The sequence below is a fragment of the Micromonospora sp. NPDC047753 genome (genome assembly GCF_040642735.1).
Lineage (GTDB): Bacteria > Actinomycetota > Actinomycetes > Mycobacteriales > Micromonosporaceae > Micromonospora.
In genome coordinates this window covers 1-20531 of the sequence record NZ_JBEYSL010000061.1, presented here as the reverse complement: position 1 = coordinate 20531, position 20531 = coordinate 1, and the positions used below count along the sequence as shown (strand labels likewise).

Genomic DNA, 20531 nt, shown 5'->3' with positions numbered 1-20531 from the left:
TGCTCCAGCCACATCCACGCGATCACCACGTGCCCGACGGCCTCCAGGTAGGCGCTGGCGTTGGCCAGCGCGAGCACCGGGTCACCGTCAGCCCACAGTCGACGGGTGACAGCGGTGACCCGGTCCACCGCGGCGGCCAGCCGCTCGGCCAGCTCGGACGCCTCTCCCCCGACCTTGCGGGCCCGCTCGACCGTGTCACCGATCGTGGTGGTCAGCAGGGTGAGACCTGCGCCGCCCTGCATGACCATTTTGCGCCCCAGCAGATCCAGTGCCTGGATGCCGTGGGTGCCCTCGTGGATCGGGTTGAGCCGGTTGTCCCGGTAGTGCTGCTCCACGTCGTGGTCGCGGGTGTAGCCGGCGCCCCCGAGCACCTGGATCGCCAGGTCGTTGGCCGCCAGGCACCACTGTGACGGCCAACTCTTGGTGATCGGGGTGAGCACGTCCAGCAGCAGGTGCGCGCGCTCGCGGTCGGCCTCGGCCGGTGCGGTCCTCTGCTCGTCGAGCAACCGGGCGCAGTAGAGCACCAGCGCCAGCGCCCCCTCCACGTAGCTCTTCTGGGCCAGCAGCATCCGTCGTACGTCAGGGTGGTCGATGATCGGCACCTGCGCGGCGGCCGGGTCCTTCGCGCCGACCGGCCGGCCCTGCGGCCTCTCCTTCGCGTACGCCAGGCTCTTCAGATAGCCGGTGTAACCCAGCGCGGTGGCGCCCGCCCCGACCCCGATCCGGGCCTCGTTCATCATGTGGAACATCTGCGCCAGACCCTGGTGCGGCGCGCCGACCAGGTGACCCACCGCTCCGGCGCGGCCGGCCGGAGTGTGCGCGCCGTCGCCGAAGCTGAGCAGGGTGTTGGTGGTGCCCCGGAACCCCATCTTGTGGTTCAACCCGGCCAGCGCCACGTCGTTGCGCTCACCGAGCGTCCCGTCCGGGCCGACCAGCACCTTCGGCACGATGAACAGCGAGATGCCCTTGACCCCGGGCGGCGCGCCCGGGATGCGCGCCAGCACCAGGTGGACGATGTTCTCGGCCAACTCGTGGTCACCACCGGAGATCCACATCTTGGTGCCGTGCAGCCGGTACGTGCCGTCCGCCTGCGGCTCGGCGCGGGTGGTGATGTCGGCCAGCGAGCTGCCGGCGTGCGGCTCGGACAGGCACATGGTGCCGAAGAATCGGCCGTCCAGCATCGGCCGGACGTAGGTGTCCACCTGCTCGGGGCTGCCGTGGGCCAGCAGCAGGTTGGCGTTGCCCAGGGTGAGGAACGGGTACGCCGAGGTGGCCACGTTGGCAGCCTGGAACCAGGTGAAGCACGCCGCCGCGACGGCGTGCGGCAGTTGCAGGCCACCGACACTGGCGTCCAGCCCGGCGGTGAGCAGGCCCGTCTCGGCGAAGCTGTCCAACGCGGCACGGATCTGCGGGATCAGCCGCACCCGCTGCCCGTCGAAGGTGGGCTCGGCCAGGTCGGCGGCGCGGTTGTGCGGGGCGAACTGCTCGGTGGCCACCTGTTCGGCGAGATCCAGGGCGTCGTCGAAGGTCTCCCGGGAGTGCTCGGCGTAGCGGGGGCGCTCGACGAGCTCGGACACCCGCAGCCACTCGTGCAGCAGGAAGTCGAGGTCACGGCGGGAGAGCAGGGTGGACGGCACGGCACTCCTCAGCGGGCACGGGCGGCTGGTCGGGCCAAGGCGACGGCCCACTGTCGCCCCGGCCCATCCTGGCGGATCGGCAGGGCGCGCACCACCGGGCGGGGTGGGGTTCGACGAGCGGAACTTGTCACACCGTACGGCTAGCGTCGTTGCCCGTGACCGCACCCGGAGACGTTCCGCCCGAGGTCCTCGACCGGCTACGGCCGATCTGTCTCGGCCTGCCGGAGACCTACGAGGAGCCTGCCTGGGTGGGCACCCGCTGGCGGATTCGCAAGCGGACCATCGCCCACGTGCTCACCGTCGACCCCGATCGCCAGCCGGTGCACGCACGGGCCGCCGCACTCGACCAGCCCGCCTGCCTGCTGACCTTCCGGTCGCCACTCGACGAGATCGCCGGGCTCCTCGCCACCGGGCACCCCTTCTACAAACCGGACTGGAGCCCGACCGTGGTGGGCATGGTCCTGGACGACAACACCGATTGGGAGGAGGTGGGTGAGTTGCTCGCCGAGAGTTACTGCGTGATGGCTCCGAAGCGGCTCGCCGCCCGGGTCGGCCCCCCGGCACCGCAGATGCGCTGAGCACGGCGGCGGCTTCAACCGGCGGTTTCGGCCGGCACGCTGCGGGGATACCGCGCGATGTTGTCGCTGCCCACCGAACAGGACCACCGTTTGACGCCGGTGTTCCAGGAAGACCGGGTGTGCACAGGCGTGACCACTGTGCGGGGGCGGGTGTTCCTGAGCTACCCGTCGGCGGATCGGCCCGGCGTGCAGGTGGCGGAGGCGCTGCCGGACGGGCGTCGTGTCCCGTACCCCGATGTCGCCTGGAACCGTCCCGACCAGCCGCCGGACGGGGCGTTCGTGCACGTCAACGGGTTGCGCGCCGGCCCGGACGGCCGGTTGTGGATCGTCGACTCGGGTTCGCCGCGGATCGGCGGCGCGCAGGTGCCGGGCGGCGCTCGGCTGATCGTTGTCGACCCGGACGACGACCGCGTGGAGCGGGTCTACCACCTCGACGAGGCGGTGCACCCGGGCAGCTACGTCGACGACGTCCGCTTCAACGGCCGGGTGGCGTATGTCAGCGACGCCGGGGCGGCGGGCCTCATCGTGCTCGATCTCGACTCGGGTCAATCGAGGCGGGTGCTGGACGGGCATCCGAGCACGACGGGCGGCCCGGTGGTCGCCGACGGTCGCGTGCTGCGTGACCCGGACGGCGCCGAGGTACGCCTGCACCTGGACCAGTTGGAGGTGTCGCCGGACGGTCGCTGGCTCTACTACCAGCCGGCCTCCGGCGGAATGTCCCGGGTCGCCACCCGGTGGTTGGACGACCCGTCGGTGTCCCCCGACGAGCTGGCCCAGGCTGTCGAACGCTGGTGTGACACACCCAGCACCGGCGGCACGGCCATCGACGCCACCGGCACCATCTATCTCAGCGACCTGGAACGGCGGCGTGTCCTCGTCCTCGCACCCGACCGCAGCGTACGGACGCTCGTCGCCGACCCCCGACTGGCCTGGGTGGACGCGATGTGGCTCGACGCCGATGCCCGGCTCTGGATGCCGGCGGCCCAACTGCACCTGACCGCTGGGCTCAACGGCGGCGTCGCGGCCGTCGACTACCCGGCCCGGATCTACCGGATGCCCGTCGAGATCGGGCCGCCCGCCCGGGACCACGTCTGAGTGCTGAGTCCGGCAGCCGCCGATCCGCACCGGGTTTCCCCCATCCTGGGGCGCGAAATTTCGGTGGAGAGGGTGCGGTCGGATGGGTCAAGATCGCAGGGTGTCCGTTCCTGCCCGTCAGATCCGTGCTCGTTTCTCTGCCGACACGATCACCGTGTACCAGGCGTACCCAGCGGAGATCGCGCTGCCGGCGGTGGCCGCTGGTCGCTTCGTGGCCCCCTTCAAGCGTGACCGGATGACCTGGATCAAGCCGTCGTTCCTGTGGATGATGTACCGCTGTGGTTGGGCCACCAAGCCTGGGCAGGAGCGCGTGCTGTCCATCGACATCACGCGGGAGGGCTTCGAGTGGGCGCTGGCGCGGGCCTGTCTGAGTCACTACGACCAGGGCCTGCACGGTGATCGGGCGACATGGTCGCGGCAACTCAAGGCCAGCCCGGTACGGGTGCAGTGGGATCCGGAACGGACATTGCACCTGAGCGCGTTGCCCTACCGGTCGTTGCAGGTCGGACTGTCCGGCGAAGCTGTCGCCCGGTACGTCGACGGCTGGACGGTCAGCGTCACGGACATCACCCCCACTGTCGAGCGCGTACGGGAACTGGTGCGGGCACGGGACGTGCGAGCGGCCATGGACCATCTGCCGGTCGAACGAAGCTATCCCCTGCCGACGCAGATCGCTGCCGGGCTCGACGCCACCGCCTGACCATTCGCGGTCATCGGCCCAGGCACGCACCTGTCCTGACGTGTCAGCGCTGTCGCAGGGTGTCGCTAGGGTCCCGGCCATGGCTGATTTCGTGTTGGTGGCAGGGGCGTGGCTGGGGGCGTGGGCGTGGGACGAGGTGGTGCCGCCCCTGCGGGCGGCCGGGCACTGCACCCACCCGCTGACCCTCTCCGGCCTCGCCGACAAGCGGGGTGTCCCGGCCGGGCAGCAGACCCACGTGCAGGACATCGTCGACGAGATCGAGCGCGGCGACCTGAACGATGTGGTGCTGGTCGGGCACAGCTACTCGGGCATTCCGGTGGGTCAGGCAGCCGAGCGGATCGGCGACCGGTTGAGCCGGGTGGTCTTCGTGGACTCCGAGGTGCCGGTCGACGGTGGGTCGTTCGCCTCCGGCTGGTGGCAGGGCCAGGCGGCGTTCGAGGCGCAGCTAGCCGACAATGGCGGCGACTGGGCGCCGCTCGGCGCGGCCGACTTCGATGGTCAGGGTCTCACCGACGAGCAGGTCGCCCGTCTGATCGAGGGTTCCACGCCACATCCGGGCGCGACGCTGACCGAGCCGGCCGTGGTGGGCCGGCCGCTGGGTGAGCTGCCGGCGACGTACGTCAAGTGCCTGCTCGACGGGCCCGAGCCCAACGACACGGTGGCCAAGCTGCTGACCAGTGACCAGTGGCGACTGGTCACCATGGACACGGGCCACTGGCCGATGTTCTCCCAGCCCACCGAGCTGGCCCGGATCCTGCTGGCGCAGACCGCCTGACGTGCGGTGTCCTGGGCCGCGGCCCTGGACACCGCGCCGCCTCGTCGGTCAGGTCGCCGTATCGTCGAGGGTGTGGATGTGGCGCACCGGTGACGCGATCAACCACAGCACGGCGAGCACGCCGCCGAGGCCGGCGATGGCCAGGGTGGGCCGCAGCCCGATGGTGGTGCCCAAGGTGCCGCCGACCAACGCGCCGAGCGGTCGGATGCCGTAGTTGACGGCGCTGTAGGCGCCGGCCCGGCGTCCCCGCGCGTCGTCGGGTGTCACGGCGGTGAGCAGGGCGTTGAGGTTCACGTCCATGAGCATCACCCCGATGCTGGAGACGAGCTCGATGGCCGCCAGCATCGCCACCTTCGTCCAGGTCGGTCCGGAGACCAGCGCGGTGAGCGCCAGCGGCGCGGGGAAGAGCACCGCACCGATCATGGCGGTACGACCCAGGCCGATGGCGCGGGAGACCCGTGGTGCGAGCGCCGCTCCCGCGAAGCCGCCGAGCGCTCCGAACCCGAGGGCGATGCCGATCGCGCCGGCCGACAGGTTGAGTTCGCGGCTGGCGTAGAGCACCAGCAGCGCGCCGGCGATGAAGGTGAAGAAGTTGACAGTGCTGGTGCAACCGAGGGCGGCCCGCAGCACCGGGTGCCGCAGCACCAGCGTGAGCCCTTCGCGGACCAGGCCCAGCGTGGACGTTCGACGCGGCGGTGGCGGCGTCTCGGTCACCGGGATGCGGTGGAGCAGCAGCGCGGAGCCGAGGAACGACACCGCGTCGACGAGGATCGCGACCGGCGCGCTGAGGGCCTGGACGAGCCCGCCGCCGACGGCCGGGCCGGCGATGAACGACAGCGACCGGCTCATGCTCAGCTTGCTGTTCGCGTCCACGTACGCCGATCGCGGCACCAGCGCGACGAAGAACGCCTGACGCGCCATGGCGAACAGGACCGCTCCGAGGCCGGTGAGCAGTGCCACCAGGTAGAGCTGGGTGAGGGTGATCGCGTCGAACAGGTAGGCCACCGGCAGGCTGAGCAGCACCGCGGCGCGGACCAGGTCCGCGATGATCAGGAGTCGCCGCTTGTGGGTGCGCTGGTCGACCCAGGCACCGAGGAAGAGGCCCAGGAGGTTGGGCAGCCAGATCAGCGCGGTGAGGACGCTCACCTGAATGGGCGTCGCGGTGAGCAGGGTGACGGCGATCAGCGGCAGAGCCAGTTCGCTGATCCGGTCACCGAACTGGGAGATCGTTTCGCTGATCCAGAAGGTGCGGAACCGTCGGTCGCGGTGCAGGGCTGGCGGGGGCACGGCGCCGGTGGCGCTCAGGGAGCCGGTGCCGGTGGCGGTCATGACGTGGCCGCGTCGTCGTCGCCGGGCTCGGGGAGGAGGTAGCGCAGCATCCGGACGATCCGCGCGCCGTCCGGGGCCGACTCCTCCTTGCGCCGCACGTACGGGGCGATCAGCTCTTCGATCGACTCCTCCAGCTGGCGGAGCTCGTCGGCGGTGGCCACGAACCGGGTGTCGGCCATGCCGGCCAGCGCGCGCCACTCGGGGTCCAGCCGGGGCTCCTCGCGCAGCAGCCACTGCTGGGGCGCGTCGGCGTTGCGGGCGAACATCTCGCCGCGCAACTGCTGGCTGGCGGACTGCCCTTCGACGCTGTCGGGCGCGGTGAAGCGGAAGCCCCGGGCGACGGCCTGCCACCAGCGTTCCCGCTTGCTGGTGGCGCCGTCCCAGTCGTTGACCAGTCCGAAGGTCGCGAGGTGTCGCAGGTGCCAGCTGACCACCGACGGTGTGGCGCCGACGTGCGGCGAGAGCCCGGTCGCCGTCGCCGGGCCGTGCCGCTGAAGGTGTTCGAGGATGGCCAGCCGCACCGGGTGGGCCAGCGCCCGTAGCGCCTGCGGCTCGGTGATCTCGAAATCCCCGTACGGATTCTTGAGAGACATGTTTCGAGAGTAGTCTCTCAGATTAGATCGGGGCAACCCCGAGCCGCCGCAGCGGCACGCTGATCAGGCGATACCCAGACGCGCCAACGGCTCGACCAGTTCCCGCTCCTCGTAGCTGAGGTGCGACAGGAGGGCGTCGGTCAGCAGGTCCACCGCGGCCCGCAGCTCGGCGAGCCCGTCCGGAGACCCGACGTACGCGACCAGGGCCCGATCGACACCCTCCAGCACGTCGTGGATGACGTGATGCTCCTGCTCCAGCCGGTCGACCACCGGGGCGAGTCGCGGGTCACGAGCCCGCAACCTGGGAAAGAGCGACTGGTCCTCGATCGTGTGGTGGGTGGTGACGATGCGGCAGTACGACTCGCAGTAGACGCCGAGGGTCCACCGGTTCTGCCGCATGGTCATCGTGTTGATGTGGGACCGGGCCGCACCGGCGTCGATCTCGCCGGCCGCCACCTGCTCGATCAGGTCGTGAATCTGGGTCAGCTCGGCGCGCAGCCCGTCGTGGACCTGCACGAGGTGCGCGCCGGTGGCCTGCTCCTGCGGGGTGTAGGTGCGCTCCGGGTCGGGCGCGGGCCCGGTCGGCCGGGCCGCCTCGTCCCACACCTGCCGCTCGCTTCGCCGTACGCCGTCGTCGGGGGTGGGCACCACGGCGAACGCACCACCGGTCGCGGTGGCCCGGCTCGCCCGGACCGCCGGCGCAGCGACCGGCTCCGGCTCCGGTTCTGGTTCCGGCGTACGTGCCGGAGCCGCGCCCCTGTCACGTTCGGCGGCGACGAGCTCGCGGACGGCGGGCGCGACCTCGCCGGCGAAGCGGCGCAGGTCGTCGGGGTCGTCGCTGCCCAGGATGAAGGTGCCGATGCCGTCCTCCAGCGCCAGCTCGGCCAACTCCTCGGCCCACTGCTCGGCGGGTCCGTTCAGCGGGCCGCGCCCGACGGCCGAGAACTCCCCGGCGATGTTGAGCAGCCGACGCACGTCCTGCGGGGACCGGCCAGCCTGCTGCGCGGCGTCGTCGATGATCGCGTTGCCCCTGGTCAAGTCACCGGGCTGGAGGTAGCTCAGCGAGGGCAGCCAACCGTCGGCCCGACGACCGGTGAGCTGGAGCATCCGGGGCTTGTACGCGCCCAGCCAGATCGGCACCGCGTGGGCCGGAGCCGGACCGCGCTTGGCACCCACCACCCGGTAGAACTCTCCGTCGACCCGCACTCCGCCGCGCGTCTCGACGTCCCAGAGCTGACGGACGATCTCGATGGCCTCCTCCAGCGCCCGTACGCCCTGGCCGGGGGTCAGCCGCCGACCGCCCATCGCCTCGATGGCGTCCCAGAACGCCCCTGCCCCGAGGCCGAGGGCGACCCGGCCACCACTGAGCAGATCCAGGCTGGCCACGCTGCGGGCGAGCACCGCCGGCGGGCGCAGCGGCAGGTTCGTCACGTTCGCCGCCAGGTGCACCCGGCTGGTGCGGGCCGCCACGAAGCTCAGCAGCGTCCAGGTGTCGAGGAACGCCGGCTGGTACGGGTGATCCTGAAAGGTGACCAGGTCCAACCCGACCTGCTCGGCCAGGACGGCGACACCGACCGTACGGTCCGGATTGTCAGCGCTGGGCGTGACGAAGGAGCCGAAGACCAGGTCGTGGCCGTAGTCGCTCATCTGCGAGCCTCCCCATTTCCCCGACGCCTCGGTCGATGCGCCGTGGCCATAACCTTATGCCAGACAGAACATCTTCTGCCAACAAGGTCTGGCTCGCTGCGGTATTGTCGGGGGATGACGGGTGCCTCTCACCGGCCGGACCGGCCCGATCCGCTCGACGACGACCTGGGCTGGATGCTCGGCATCGTCTTCCGCGGCTACGTCCGGGCGGCCGAGAATGCGCTCACCGACTTCCCCGGTGGCCCACGCGGCTACCAACTGCTCACCGCGGCCAGCAACGGGCCGGCCCGAAACCAGGGCGCGATCGCCGAGGAGATCGGCATCGACCGCACCGTCCTCACGTACCTGATCGACGACCTGGAGCGGCCCGGGTTCGTCGCCCGGCGCGCGGACCCGGCCGACCGGCGCAACCGGCTGATCGAGGTCACCGACGCCGGCCGTGCCGCCTGGGAAAAGCGGCGGGTCGCACTGCGGCAGGTCGAGTCACATCTGCTGGGGGCACTCACCCCGGCCGAGTCGGCGACGCTGCGGTCACTGCTCCAGAAGGTCGCCTGCTCGGCCCAGGCGGCGGACCCGCTGCGTGACCTCTGCGAGGTGGTGACACAGGTGCAGGCCGACCCGGAGCCTGCCGCGCCCGCTGCACCTCGCAGCGGTGCCGCGGCGGCGCGGAGTGGGCGAACCGCCACTCCCCGAGCCCGCCGCAGCAGGCCCGACTGACCTGCGACTGCAGCGCAACGGGCCTGCCCCGCACCACCGGACGTCGTCCGTCGAGCGGTGCCGGACAGGCCCGCGATGTCGCTACCGCATCGGTCAGCGCACGTGCACGAAGACCGGGTTCGAGTAGAACCACAGGTCGTCCCACGGGCTCTCCAGCCCGTCGGCGAGCGGCTCGGCCTCGTCGGTGCTGGTGCCGCGCACCCGTGCGTAGGTGTCCGCCTCGACATTGCGCAGGGTGTGCCGGATGACGTAGCTGTCGCCCCGCCGACGCCAGTCCCGCGGGCCGAACCGGGCCGCCACAGTGGTGGTGGGATTGGTGTCGGCGTCCAGGCTGGCGCTCGGGCCGGTGATCTGACCGACGATCAGGTCGACCCGGCGGACCTCGGGCCGGTCGCCGTTCGCGTTCACCCCACCCAGCGGGCGGAAGGTGATCTCGATCTCGACATCGGTACGGCTACGACGGCTCACCGTGATCGTCTCGCCGACCTCGGCGGTCCTGCCCTGGGACGTGGCGGTGACGTCGAGGCTGCGGATCAGGTCACCGGTGGTGACCCAGATCCGGCCGTTGCGCAGGCCGTCCATGATGTCGCCGTAGTCCTGGCGGGCGTGCACGTACGTCTTGCTGTACTCGCCGGGCCAGAAGTCGGAGCCGCCCCGGGTCCAGTGCACGTGCGAGTCCGAGGTCGCGGTGATCCACCAGCGCCGGCCCTCGCCGAGCAGTGAGTCCCACAGGCCGCCGACCCGGGCGGTCATCTGGTCGAAGCCGCCGTAGGTGGGGTGGTTGCCGTAGCCGCCCCGCTTGCCGCCGTTGAGCGGGCCGGCCTGGTGACCAGGCGCGCCCTCGAAGCCGATGTAGACGTCCGGCGCGGCGTTGTTGCCGTTGCGGAACTCGCGCGGGGTGTCCTGACCGTAGACGCCGAGACCGGGCGCCGAACGGGACGCGTGGTGGGCGATCACCAGCGGCTTGTGCGGCATGCCCCGGGCCACCTTGAGGAACTCCACCATCTTGGCCTCGGTGTCGCGGGCCGGGTCGGTGGGGAACGCGTCGTACTTGGCGAACCGGCTCTCCAGCTCGAAGAGCTGCTTCGCCTCGTCCTCGTGGCGCGGGATCATCAGCGTGTGGTGGTCCAGCGAGGGCGCGTCGAACTCCATGCCCCAGAACTGGAGCACCTCGGGGACCAGCTTGCGGGACCGCAGCAGGTCGGGGTACGCCTGCTCGATGTTCACCTTCGAGTGGGTCGGTCCACCGTGGTCGGTGCACATCGCCCAGGTCAGGCCGAAGTTCTTCGCCATGATGGCGTTGGTGACGATCGGGTAGACCGCGTCCGCGCCCTTGTGGAAGACGATCGGGGACTTCGTGGTGTCGAACTCGCCGCTGTACTCGGAGTGGATGTGGTGGTCGCCCGCACGCCACGCCCGGTTCTTGGAATTACCCCGGTCGGTCTTGTCGTCGTCACCCGGCCGGCGGTCCTCAGCGGCCCAGGCCGCGCCGGCACCGACCAGTGGGCTGGCCGCGGCCAGCGTCGCGCCGACGCCCGCGTACTTGACCAGCTTGCGCCGGGACAGCTGCGCGTGCTCGGTCTCTTCGGGATGCTTGTCTCTCACCTGAGAGCCTCTCCTCGATCAAGCGAATGCTCTTTCGATCAAGGAGCCTCGGAGAAGGCGGTGAACAGCCGCCGTACGCAGCGGGTGCGCGCGATGAACACCCTGCCCCGACCTGGCCGAGGCGCCGGCCGGTCAGCAGCGGGTCACCCCGTGATCGCGCGGTGTCCAGTCCGGCCCGGCCCCGGCGGGGCCGGGTCAGGGCGTTCGCCGACCGGTCCCCCGCCGACGGCCCGGTCAGATCCGGGCGCGCGGCAGCCAGCCCAGGAAACGGAGCCGGACCCGGGGCAACGGCATCGTGGGCAGGTCCTGAGCGGCGGCGACGAGGCAGGAGCCGAGATAGACCGCGAGTGAGGCGCGCGCTCCACCGAACTCGGCGAGCAGTTGGCTCTGCTTGGTGGCGCAGGGCCACTCGCGGCCGCATCCGGTGCAGGTCCAGCTCGGCGGGTTGGGGAGGTGCTCCGGCAGCTTGGCTCGCCGGTACCGACCGACGACGCTGTTGTCCGAGCGCACGTCGCGTCGCCGTGCCGCGGGACCTTCGTTGCGGTGGGCCACCGGACGGGTGCCGGGCAGGTAGCGCCCGACCGTGCCGAAGAGCACGCCGACGCGGATCAGGGCGTCCGGTCCGACGTGCTGGGTCAGCAACGCGGTCATCAGGTAGTGCCCGAGCAGGTCGAAGGCGTCACGGTGCAGACCCAGGTCCCGGCAGAGGTCGACGAACTCCGGCGTGGTCAACGGCACCCGGTCGTCGAGTGCGCGCCGCAGGACCTCCCGGAGCCCACGCCCGAGCCTCTCCAGCGAGTCCCCCTCGCCCAGGCCCAGGCTGTCCTCGTCCGCCACCCGGGCCAGCGCCTCGGCGACGGCCAGCCGAACGACGCGTTCAGGATCGGTACCGTCCAACGCTTCCCCCTCCGTGGGTCGGCCTCCCGGCAGTGAGCCGGTCGGTCATCCTCCGACGAATCATGAACAAGATTTCGCTGTCTGCCACGCGGGTGGCTAGGACAGCGGACGCAGAACCATGTGGCGCGCTAGCCGGAAAACGAAGTCGAGCTGCTGACACATCGCCGTGATTCGCAACACGGCACGTGGGTGATTGTCGTATGGTGACATTCCCATCTACAGATATTGCGTATCAGCATCAGTGAATGGTCCGACCAGATCCGACGCGCTCAACCGGTCGCTGCCGTCCCGCTCGCGACGTTCCATCCCACCGCACCGCCGGCCAACGACGTGCCGGGTCACCGCCGAGCACCCCGGCACGTCCCGAACCTGCCGCCGGCAACCGTTCCAGCGCCCGGCGGCACCTCCACCCGACGGAGACAGCGGATGACGTCATCGCAAGTGCAGACCCACCAGTTCGACAGCCGTGATCCAACGGCCATCCAGGAATTCCTGTCCGACACGTACGACCCGAAACTGCGCATTCAGAGCAGGAACGGATACCGGCTCACCCACCACCGCGTCGATACCGGCCCCTTCGCCATCGCGACCACCCGACAGACCGGGCACCTCGAGATCGATGCCAGCACCCTCGGTGGGCTGGTCATCGGTCGCACCCGCACCGCACGCGTCGACCGCTCCTGCGCCGGATCGGACCACCGGTTCGGCCCCGGCGACGTTTTCCTCGTCACCAGGCCGCAGGAGCCATGCACCGTGCACTGGCATCCCGGTGAGGTGGAGCTCTGCGTACTGGACCTGTCGGTGCTGGAGCAGGTGGCCACCACCGCGCCGGCCCGCCGGCCCGGTCGGATCGAGTTCACCGAGCTCGGTGCCGCCAGCACTGCCCTCGCCCGGCAGTGGCGCAACACCACCAGCTTCGTCCGCGACGTCGTGTTGAACAGCCCGGCCGCCGGGGCACAGCCGCTGGTGATCGGCAACGCCGCCCGGATGCTGGCCGCGGCGGCGCTCGCGATCTTCCCCAACACCGCGTTCACCGAACCGACCGCAGCGGACCGGAACGACGCCACCACCGCCACGCTGCGACGGGCGATCACGTTCCTGGAGGAGCACGCCGACCGGAACATCAGCGCGGCCGACATCGCCAGCGCCGCCGGCGTCTCCCTCCGGGCGGTTCAACTCGCCTTCCGCCGTCACCTCGGGACCACCCCGATGGCCTACCTGCGTCGGGTCCGGCTCGTCCGAGCGCACCACGACCTGGTACGCGCCGACCCGCGCCAGGAGACGGTCTCGGCGATCGCCAGTCGGTGGGGATTCGCCAGCCACAGCAGGTTCACCGCGCGATACCACGCCAGCTTCGGTGTGCCGCCGCGCGAGACGCTGAATGCCTGAAACCCACGCACCGGACGTCACCAGCCAGGCGACCGGTGGTCAACCGAGGACGCGGGCGAGGCGTCGAACGGCCTCGTCCATGAGTTCGGGTGCGGCTGCCGCGTAGGTGAGGCGTAGGTGCGGGGCCGGGGGGTCGGCCGCGTACCACGGTCGGCCCGGGAAGACGGCGACCCCCTCGGCCGCCGCGGCAGCGGCCAGTGCCGCCTCGTCGGTGCCGGCGGCGAGGCGCACCCAGAGGTGCATGCCGCCACGTGGGATCGATTGGGGGGCAATGCCTGGCAGATGCCGGCGTAGCGCGGTCAACAACGCGTCACGGCGTATCCGGAGGGCTGTGCGCAGTGCCCGGCGATGCCGCGACCACGACGGGGAGGTGAGGAAGTCGATCGCCGCCTGTTGCAGTGGTCCGGCGACGAAGAAGTCGTCGAGCAGCCGGGCAGCGCGCAGTCGCGCTCCGGCCGGGCCGCGGGCTCCGATGGCGGCGACGCGCAGCCCGGGGGCGGTCGACTTGGTCAGTGAACGAAGGTAGATGACGTGACCGTCGGGATCATCGCTGGCCAGTGGTGGCGGAGCCGGATCGTCGATGGTGAGGTCACGGGCGTAGTCGTCCTCGATCAGGAACGCCCCGGCCTCGCGGACGACCTCGGCGACCTGCGCCCGGCGGTGCTCCGCCAGCGTCGCGCCGTGGGGGTTGGCGTACAGGGGCTGGCAGTAGAAGAGCCGGGCGTCGGTGCGGGCGAACGCGGCGGCGAGTTGGTCGGGCCGTACCCCGTCGGCGTCAGCGGGCACGGGCACCACCCGCAGCCCGGCCGCGCGGGCGGCGGCCAACGCACCCAAATAGGTCGGCGACTCGACGAGCAGGGCGTCGCCCGGCGCGGTGAGGGCCCGCAACGCGGACGACAGGGCGGCCTGCCCGCCGGGGCAGATCACCATGTCCTCGGCATGCAGCCCCGCCCCGGCCTCGCGGGCGAACCACGCGCGCAGGTCCGCGCGGCCCTCGACCGGCCCCCGCTGCCAGCTCGCGGGCTGGCGGGCGGCTCGGGTGAGGGCGGCTCCGAGCGCAGCGGCAGGCTGTAGGTCCGCGTCGAGGTAGCCACCGGACAGCGGGATCGTTCCGGCGGGCGTCAGCGCCAACAGCGCCTGCATCTCATCCTGACCGAACCGGCGGGGCCCGAGCGCGACGGTCTGCCAGGACAGGTCGGGTACGCCCGGCTCGTCCGGTGCAGTGGCCACAAAGGTGCCTCGGCCGGGTCGCGCCTCGACCAGCCCTTCGGCCGCCAACTGTCGGATGGCCTCGGCGACGGTGACCGGCGAGGCCTGGTGTCGGGCGGTCAGCTCTCGTACCGAGGGCAGCCGGGCACCGGGGCCTGCGACGGCAGCGAGGGTCCGCAGATCTTGGATAACGCGTTGGGCTGCGTTACCGTTTTCCATGAGGGACAAGAGTAGCGCTACTGCGGAAAACACGGTAACAGCGGACCGGCTCTCCGGGCTCGGTCTCGGCGCCCTGGGCGTGCTCGGCTTCAGCCTGTCACTTCCGGTCACCCGCATGGCCGTGCAGCAACTCGACCCGTGGTTCGTCGCCTTCGGCCGGGCTGTCGGCGCGGGGCTGCTGGCATGGGCGTACCTGCGTCTCACCGGCGCACCGCGGCCCACCCACGGTCAGTGGCGACGGCTGCCGGTCGTCGCTCTCGGGGTCGTCGTCGGCTTTCCCCTGTTCACCTCGATGGCGCTTCTCACCCAGACCTCGGCACACAGCGCGGTCGTCATCGCCGCGCTGCCCGCGATGACGGCCGTGTTCGCGGTGCTGCGGGCCGGCGAACGCCCACCGCCGCTGTTCTGGATCGTGAGCGCCGGCGGGCTGCTGGCGGTTCTCGCCTTTCTCGGCGCCAGTGGCGCGGTACGCGGTGCCATCACCCTGCCCGACCTGTTCCTGCTCGCGGCGGTCGTGCTCTGCGGCCTTGGCTACGCCGAGGGCGGCGCGCTCGCCCGCGAGTTGGGCGGCGCTCGGACGATTTGCTGGGCGTTGCTGCTCTCGCTGCCCATCACCGTTCCGGTCACGGCCGTTGCCGCCGCCGTCAGTCCGCCCCGGGCCGACGCTCTCGGCTGGTCGGCGTTCGGCTATCTCACCGGGGTCTCGATGTTCCTGGGCTTCTTCGCCTGGTACGCGGGCCTGGCCCGGGGCGGTGTAGCGCAGGTGGGCCAGGTCCAACTCGCCCAGCCGGTGCTGACCCTGGGATGGTCGGCGCTGCTGCTCGGCGAGGTGGTCTCCCCCGCCTCGATCGTGGCGGCGCTGGCGGTGCTGGGATGCGTCGTGGCGACCCAGCGCATCCGCCAGAGCCCACGGACGGACGCGACGCGACGCGAGGCCGGCGCGGGTTCGTCCTAGTACGGCAGCCGCCGTTCGAGATGTCGCTGCTCTGATGGGGTGGACGCGAGGCGGCCACAGCGTGATCGTCTGTGCGTTGTGGACACAACTTCAGATCTTGCGGTGGCCGCGTGCCACAGCGTAGTGGTTGGTCAATGGGAGCGGGTGCTGGCCGAGGTGCTGGGCTGCTTCGCGGGGCAGTTCGGGCGGGTGGAACCGCGTCGTGCGGCGGGACAGTTCGTGACTGGACTGCTCTCCGATCTTGAGCTCAAGACGTGCTGGCAGTTGGCCGAGCAAGCCGGGCATGCCCGGCCGGATGCGATGCAGCGACTGTTGTACCGGGCGGTGTGGGACGCCGACGCTGTCCGTGACGACCTGCGGCAACTGATCACCGGCCGGTTCGGTGGTCCGGATGCGGTCCTGGTCGTTGACGACACCGGTGACCTGAAGAAGGGCATGCACACGGTCGGGGTGCAGCGGCAGTACACCGGCACCGCGGGCCGGATCGAGAACAGCCAGGTCGGGGTGTTCCTGGGCTACGCCGGCGTCGACGGGCATACCCTGATCGACCGGCGGGTGTATCTGCCGGCGTCGTGGACCGACGACCGGGACCGCTGCCAGGCCGCCGGGGTGCCCGACGAGGTCGGGTTCGCCACCAAACCCGAACTGGCCGCCGAGATGATTACCGCCGCCCTGGACGCCGGAGTGCCGGCCGGCTGGGCCGCCGCGGACGAGGCTTACGGCAACAGCAGTGTCTTCCGCGCTGGCCTGCGCGAGCACGAGATCGGCTACGTCTTGGCGGTGTCCCGCAGCCACCTGGTCCCGCTCGACGGCGGCAAGACCCGCGTCCGCGCCGACCAGGTGGCCGCTGACCTACCCGCCACGGCATGGCAACGCCGATCGGCCGGCGCCGGATCCAAGGGACCGCGCTTCTACCACTGGGCCTGGCTCGACGACGTCTGGGACTGCTGCACCGACGCCGACCCCGACGACGACGGCCGACGCAGCCTCTTGATCAGAAAGAACACCACCACTGGTGAGCTGGCTTTCTACCGTTGCTGGACGCCACGCCCAGCTACCCTCGCCCAACTCGTGCGGGTCGCTGGCATCCGCTGGACCGTCGAAGAAGCCTTCCAGGCCGCCAAGAGCCAGGTCGGCCTGGACCAGCACCAGGTCCGCCGCTGGGACTCCTGGCACCGCTTCACCACCCTCGCCCTGGCCGCCCTCGCCGTCCTGGCGATCTGCGCCGCCGACGCGGCCCGCCACGACCCTGCCGACACCGGACTGATCAAGCTGACGGTCAATGAAGTCCGCCGCCTGATCAATACCTGCATCATCCGCCCGATCAGCGACCTCGCCCACCGTTTGCACTGGTCACTGTGGCGGCGCCGGCATCAAGCCCAAGCCCGACGATCCCACTACACACGCCGCCTTAACCTCGTCACCAGTGGTTGTTCTTCGTCGTTCCGGATTGGCTTCCGACTGCCTGGGGACGACCTGGATACAGACATTCCGCGACCGTGACGAGCACCGGCTGCTTCGAAAATCGATGGTGCCAGGCCGCTCTTTGGGTTTGGGTGCACCATGAGCATCATTCTGAGCACCCCCAGCGTTGATGAGCTGTCACCAGCGGTGGACGCGCTCAAGCGGTGGCAGTACGACGGGGGACCGCTGCATCTGCATCCCGGCGATCTCGGCTGGCACTCGTCACGTGGTGCCGAGGCTACGGCGGCCGCCATCCGGATGTGGTTGCGCGACGGGGAGGTTCTCGCGCTCGGGCTGCTGGACGGCCCCGACCTGGTGCGCATGGCCGTCGCTCCCGACTGGCGTGATGACGAGGCACTGGCCCGCCAGCTCGCCGTTGATCTGGACGCCCCAGGGCGTGTCCTGGATCCCGACGGTGCGACCGTCGAAGCCCGAGGTGCGGAGCCTCTCACCCAGTTGCTGCTGAAGCGGGGTTGGGAGCGGGATGAGCCGTGGACAACGTTCCACCGCGGTCTCTCGGACCCGGTGAAGGACTGCGGTCTGCGCATCGAGACGATCGAACCCGATCGCGCCGAGGTGTGGGTCGCCGTCCACTGGTCCGCGTTCCGCGGCTCACCCTTCAGTGATGCCGACCGGCGCCGCACGGTCGGGCGTTGGCTCACCATGGCCGGTGGCCCGTTCTACGCCGACGCACGCTGCCTCGCCGCATTCGATCAGAACGACGACGCCGTGGCAGTCGCGGCTGTATGGTCAGCCGGCCCGGGGCGACCAGGACTGCTGGAACCGATGGGCGTCCACCGCAGTCACCGAGGCCATGGTTACGGCACGGCGATCACGCTCGCCGCCGCTGCGGCCCTTCGCGACATGGGTTCCTCCAGCGCGAGTGTGTGCGTGCAGAGTTCCAACGTCGGCGCCGTAGCTACCTACGCCTCGGCCGGCTTCACGCCGTCAGACGAGGTGGCCGATCTGCGCCGCGGTTCCCGGTGAATACCGCGACGCCGCCGACCAGGACCTGGCCGACACCGCACTGATCAAGCTCACGGTCAACGAGGTCCGCCGCCTGATCAACATCTGCCTCATCCGCCCGATCAGCGACCTCGCCCTCCGTTTGCACTGGTCAGGTTGGGCGACGCCAGCATCAAGCCCGAGCCCACTACACACCCCGGCTCAACCTCGAACCTCAGCCATGATCCCAAACGGCGGCTGTCGTACTAGCCCCGGTCGCGCTCGTGGCTGTCGCGGGCGGTCTGCAACTCGGGCACCGAGGCCTCCAGCAGATCGGCGAGGCCACGCAGTTGCTCGGCGACCCGGGCGCCGAGGGGGGTCAGGGAGTATTCGACGCGGGGTGGGATCGCGGTGAGCACCTCGCGGGTGAGCATCCCGTCGCGTTCGAGGGTCTGCAGGGTCTGGGAGAGCATCCGCTCGCTGACCCCGTCGATGCGCCGACGCAGAGCGTTGAAGCGGTAGCGGCCCTCTCCGAGCGCCAACAGGGCCAGCGAGGCCCACTTCGAGGTGACGTCCTCGAAGGCCGCGCGGGAGGTGCAACCCCGGGCGAAGACATCGCTGACGAATTCCTGGGTAGGCCCCGCCGGGTCCCGGGCCGGCATGTCGCTCACCTCACCAGCCTAACCCACGCTGCCCGTCGGTTAGTGCTGTAGGTTCGTAAGTGCCTGCTGATCTGTCACTACCTCCGGAGGTTCCCATGCCCACCTATGCCGTCACCGGCGCCACCGGCCGGCTGGGCCGCCTGGTGATCGGGCAACTGCTCGACAACGGGGTACCCGCCACCGACATCGCCGCCATCGTCCGCAGCCCGGAGAAGGCCGCCGACCTGGCCACGCGCGGCGTCGAGATCCGCAAGGCCAACTACGACGACCCGTCGACGCTGCCCGGAGCCGTGGCCGGCGTACGCCGCCTGCTGCTCATCTCCGGCGACACTCCCGGTCAGCGCGTCGCGCAGCACACCGCGGTCATCGACGCCGCCAAGCTCGCGGGCGTCGAGCGTCTCGTCTACACGAGCATCCTGAGGGCCGACACCACCGCGAACCCACTCGCCCCTGAGCACAAGGCCACCGAGGAGGTGCTCGCCGCGTCCGGCCTGGCCTACACCGTGCTGCGCAACAGTTGGTACACCGAGAACTACACCGACCAGCTACCGCAGTACCTGGGGTCCGGCACGATCCTCGGCGCCACCGGCGGCAGCAAGATCTCCGCCGCGACCCGGGCCGACTACGCGGGGGCGGCCGTGGCCGCGCTGACCCGGGATGAGGACGGCAACGCCGTGTACGAACTGGGCGGTACGGCGTTCACCTTCGACGAGCTGGCCGAAGCCGTCACCGAGGTGACCGGCACCACTGTCGTTCACCAGGACATGTCCGCCGCCGAGCTGGCCTCGGCCCTGGAGAACGTCGGCCTGGACGCGGGCACCGCCGGTTTCGTCGCCGCGCTCGACCAGTCCATCGCCGACGGCGAGCTGGCGACCGACAGCGACGACCTGAGCCGGCTGATCGGCCGACCGAGTACCCCACTGCGCGACGCCGTCCGGGCGGCGCGGGCCTGACCGGGGTCATCGCCGAAGCGGGCGGCGGTGGCAGGTCGCCGTCGCCCGCCACCCGGTGACCGTATCCTCGGCGCCATGGTGAGGCACATCGACAGCCGGCTCTCCCGGTACGCGGGGCAACGACGTCGGCATTCCGCGCCGTCCGATCTGGACAGTCTGGCGTCGACTCGGTGAGCGGCGACGTCGTCATCCGCGCCGCCGTGGCGCAGGACGACCCCGAGCTGGTCTTCGACGTGCTGTGGCAGCTCGCTCCGGACGACGCACGGCCGCACGCTGACCGGCTCGCCACCGCCTGGCGCGACCTGCACGCCCAAGCTGGCCGCCGCCTCCTGCTGGCAGTTGCCGGGGACACCTTCGTGGGCACGCTGGACACCGTCGTCGTCCCCAACCTCACCCACGGGGCGCGACCGTACATGGTGGTGGAGAACGTGGTGGTCACGTCCGACTGGCGTCGTCGTGGAGTCGCCCGGGCCCTCATGCTGGCGGCGCTCGACGAGGCGACGGCGGCCGGCTGCTACAAGGTCCAACTGGTGTCGAACGCCGCGCGTACCGACGCCCACCGGTTCTACGCGTCCCTCGGGTTCGCGCAGTCCGCCCTCGGCTACCGCCGATACCTCACCACCACGACGTGACGCCGACCGCCACCCCGCCCCGGCCGACTACTCCGCCTTGTCCTGCTCCTCGGTGAGCTCGGCCAGGACGGCGCAGGTCGGCAAGATCAGGGTCGGACATCGCGCACCTCTTCGCGGCTGGTCCCGCTCACCATCGAGAACCTAGACCAGCGGGCGTCGCGGTGGCGGACGAACGACTGACACCGCCCGTACGCCGAACCGCTCAGCCCGACTCGGTCGACTCCACGACCAGCAGGCCGGTGAGCAGACCGCGCAGGGTCCGCTCGACGAGGTCCGCCCGGGGCGGTGGTCCGGCGGGCTGGCTGAACGCCGCGACGAGGTGCGGGTACGTCGTGAGGTCCATCCCGGCGAAGCTGAACGTCCCAGCCGCGGATTCGCGGCGGGCGAAGAGGCTCACCACGCCTGTCATCATCGCGATGGCCTCGAACTTGGCGGTCACCGGGCAGCGCACCGGCTCCAGGACCCTTATGCAGTTGTCGAACCAGGCCAGGCTCTCCGGGCCGGCGCCCGAGGGCCGATGGATCACGTCG

Annotated in this window: 18 protein-coding genes and 2 pseudogenes; 11 read left to right on the top strand and 9 right to left on the bottom strand. The window is 70.9% G+C overall.

From position 1 onward, the window contains the following. Positions 1–1637: acyl-CoA dehydrogenase (locus ABZ749_RS08145; protein WP_357224210.1), on the bottom strand; the 1637-nt coding region annotated here is incomplete at its 3' end. A gap of 155 nt (positions 1638–1792) precedes the next feature. Here ABZ749_RS08145 and ABZ749_RS08140 point away from each other — a divergent pair. From ABZ749_RS08140 to ABZ749_RS08125, 4 genes are all read left to right on the top strand, one after another. Beyond that, positions 1793–2215, top strand: coding sequence for an MmcQ/YjbR family DNA-binding protein (locus tag ABZ749_RS08140; protein ID WP_357224207.1), 423 nt, complete (start codon positions 1793–1795; stop codon positions 2213–2215). Between the two features lie 117 nt (positions 2216–2332). Then, complete coding sequence (locus tag ABZ749_RS08135; RefSeq protein ID WP_357224203.1) at positions 2333–3310, top strand: L-dopachrome tautomerase-related protein; 978 nt, start codon at positions 2333–2335, stop codon at positions 3308–3310. 100 nt (positions 3311–3410) lie between these two features. After that, entirely contained in the window at positions 3411–4010 is a 600-nt protein-coding gene (locus ABZ749_RS08130; protein ID WP_357224200.1) for a DUF4291 domain-containing protein, read from the top strand. Between the two features lie 79 nt (positions 4011–4089). Continuing rightward, positions 4090–4785 carry an alpha/beta hydrolase gene (locus ABZ749_RS08125; protein WP_357224198.1) on the top strand — a complete coding sequence of 232 codons (696 nt, stop codon included), beginning with the start codon at positions 4090–4092 and terminating at the stop codon, positions 4783–4785. A gap of 48 nt (positions 4786–4833) precedes the next feature. On the opposite strand, the gene ABZ749_RS08120 is transcribed toward ABZ749_RS08125, so the two are convergent. From ABZ749_RS08120 to ABZ749_RS08110, 3 genes are all read right to left on the bottom strand, one after another. Continuing rightward, positions 4834–6114 carry an MFS transporter gene (locus ABZ749_RS08120; RefSeq protein WP_357224195.1) on the bottom strand — a complete coding sequence of 427 codons (1281 nt, stop codon included), beginning with the start codon at positions 6112–6114 and terminating at the stop codon, positions 4834–4836. Beyond that, positions 6111–6707 (bottom strand): helix-turn-helix domain-containing protein, encoded by a 597-nt coding sequence (locus ABZ749_RS08115; RefSeq protein WP_357224192.1) that lies wholly within the window; start codon positions 6705–6707, stop codon positions 6111–6113. The genes ABZ749_RS08120 and ABZ749_RS08115 overlap by 4 nt, the downstream gene beginning before the upstream one ends. 63 nt (positions 6708–6770) lie before the next feature. Continuing rightward, complete coding sequence (locus ABZ749_RS08110; RefSeq protein ID WP_357224190.1) at positions 6771–8354, bottom strand: LLM class flavin-dependent oxidoreductase; 1584 nt, start codon at positions 8352–8354, stop codon at positions 6771–6773. A 114-nt stretch (positions 8355–8468) separates the two neighbouring features. Here ABZ749_RS08110 and ABZ749_RS08105 point away from each other — a divergent pair, with 114 nt between their 5' ends. Next, a complete protein-coding gene (locus ABZ749_RS08105; RefSeq protein WP_357224188.1) occupies positions 8469–9071 on the top strand; it encodes a MarR family winged helix-turn-helix transcriptional regulator in 603 nt (200 codons plus the stop codon). A 93-nt stretch (positions 9072–9164) separates the two neighbouring features. Here the strand turns inward: ABZ749_RS08105 and ABZ749_RS08100 are convergent, their stop codons facing one another. Further along, complete coding sequence (locus ABZ749_RS08100) at positions 9165–10676, bottom strand: phosphoesterase (protein ID WP_355010023.1); 1512 nt, start codon at positions 10674–10676, stop codon at positions 9165–9167. Between the two features lie 234 nt (positions 10677–10910). Beyond that, positions 10911–11573: a hypothetical protein gene (locus tag ABZ749_RS08095; protein WP_357224186.1), complete on the bottom strand. Its 663-nt coding sequence runs from the start codon at positions 11571–11573 to the stop codon at positions 10911–10913. Between the two features lie 426 nt (positions 11574–11999). On the opposite strand from ABZ749_RS08095, the gene ABZ749_RS08090 reads away from it, so the two are divergent. After that, entirely contained in the window at positions 12000–12962 is a 963-nt protein-coding gene (locus ABZ749_RS08090; protein ID WP_357224184.1) for an AraC family transcriptional regulator, read from the top strand. A gap of 39 nt (positions 12963–13001) precedes the next feature. Here ABZ749_RS08090 and ABZ749_RS08085 read toward each other — a convergent pair whose 3' ends face one another. Continuing rightward, entirely contained in the window at positions 13002–14390 is a 1389-nt protein-coding gene (locus ABZ749_RS08085) for a PLP-dependent aminotransferase family protein (RefSeq protein WP_357224180.1), read from the bottom strand. On the opposite strand from ABZ749_RS08085, the gene ABZ749_RS08080 reads away from it, so the two are divergent. The 3 genes and pseudogenes from ABZ749_RS08080 (at position 14389) to ABZ749_RS08070 (ending at position 17796) form a co-directional block, all read left to right on the top strand. Beyond that, the gene (locus ABZ749_RS08080) at positions 14389–15345 is read left to right on the top strand and encodes a DMT family transporter (RefSeq protein WP_357224177.1); all 957 of its coding nucleotides are present in this window, start codon (positions 14389–14391) and stop codon (positions 15343–15345) included. The two genes, ABZ749_RS08085 and ABZ749_RS08080, sit on opposite strands and share 2 nt — an antisense overlap. A gap of 159 nt (positions 15346–15504) precedes the next feature. Then, positions 15505–16563, top strand: a pseudogene (locus ABZ749_RS08075) (IS701 family transposase); the annotation flags it as partial. 345 nt (positions 16564–16908) lie between these two features. Beyond that, positions 16909–17796: a GNAT family N-acetyltransferase gene (locus ABZ749_RS08070; RefSeq protein WP_357224174.1), complete on the top strand. Its 888-nt coding sequence runs from the start codon at positions 16909–16911 to the stop codon at positions 17794–17796. 224 nt (positions 17797–18020) lie between these two features. Here the strand turns inward: ABZ749_RS08070 and ABZ749_RS08065 are convergent, their stop codons facing one another. Beyond that, the gene (locus ABZ749_RS08065; protein WP_357224213.1) at positions 18021–18416 is read right to left on the bottom strand and encodes a helix-turn-helix domain-containing protein; all 396 of its coding nucleotides are present in this window, start codon (positions 18414–18416) and stop codon (positions 18021–18023) included. Between the two features lie 95 nt (positions 18417–18511). Here ABZ749_RS08065 and ABZ749_RS08060 point away from each other — a divergent pair, with 95 nt between their 5' ends. Both ABZ749_RS08060 and ABZ749_RS08055 read left to right on the top strand, forming a co-directional pair. After that, a complete protein-coding gene (locus ABZ749_RS08060) occupies positions 18512–19369 on the top strand; it encodes an SDR family oxidoreductase (protein WP_357224172.1) in 858 nt (285 codons plus the stop codon). A 170-nt stretch (positions 19370–19539) separates the two neighbouring features. Further along, positions 19540–20001, top strand: coding sequence for a GNAT family N-acetyltransferase (locus ABZ749_RS08055; protein WP_357224170.1), 462 nt, complete (start codon positions 19540–19542; stop codon positions 19999–20001). Between the two features lie 202 nt (positions 20002–20203). On the opposite strand, the pseudogene ABZ749_RS08050 reads toward ABZ749_RS08055, so the two are convergent. Continuing rightward, positions 20204–20531: pseudogene (locus tag ABZ749_RS08050) on the bottom strand (TetR/AcrR family transcriptional regulator); the annotation flags it as partial.

Excerpts from the sequence above, each read along its gene's own strand:
- ABZ749_RS08070 (WP_357224174.1), top strand. The coding sequence starts at position 16,909 with ATGAGCATCATTCTGAGCACCCCCAGCGTTGATGAGCTGTCACCAGCG.
- ABZ749_RS08090 (WP_357224184.1), top strand. The coding sequence starts at position 12,000 with ATGACGTCATCGCAAGTGCAGACCCACCAGTTCGACAGCCGTGATCCA.
- ABZ749_RS08105 (WP_357224188.1), top strand. The coding sequence starts at position 8,469 with ATGACGGGTGCCTCTCACCGGCCGGACCGGCCCGATCCGCTCGACGAC.
- ABZ749_RS08085 (WP_357224180.1), bottom strand. The coding sequence starts at position 14,390 with ATGGAAAACGGTAACGCAGCCCAACGCGTTATCCAAGATCTGCGGACC.
- ABZ749_RS08120 (WP_357224195.1), bottom strand. The coding sequence starts at position 6,114 with ATGACCGCCACCGGCACCGGCTCCCTGAGCGCCACCGGCGCCGTGCCC.
- ABZ749_RS08065 (WP_357224213.1), bottom strand. The coding sequence starts at position 18,416 with ATGCCGGCCCGGGACCCGGCGGGGCCTACCCAGGAATTCGTCAGCGAT.
- ABZ749_RS08125 (WP_357224198.1), top strand. The coding sequence starts at position 4,090 with ATGGCTGATTTCGTGTTGGTGGCAGGGGCGTGGCTGGGGGCGTGGGCG.
- ABZ749_RS08110 (WP_357224190.1), bottom strand. The coding sequence starts at position 8,354 with ATGAGCGACTACGGCCACGACCTGGTCTTCGGCTCCTTCGTCACGCCC.
- ABZ749_RS08060 (WP_357224172.1), top strand. The coding sequence starts at position 18,512 with ATGCCCACCTATGCCGTCACCGGCGCCACCGGCCGGCTGGGCCGCCTG.
- ABZ749_RS08080 (WP_357224177.1), top strand. The coding sequence starts at position 14,389 with ATGAGGGACAAGAGTAGCGCTACTGCGGAAAACACGGTAACAGCGGAC.
- ABZ749_RS08115 (WP_357224192.1), bottom strand. The coding sequence starts at position 6,707 with ATGTCTCTCAAGAATCCGTACGGGGATTTCGAGATCACCGAGCCGCAG.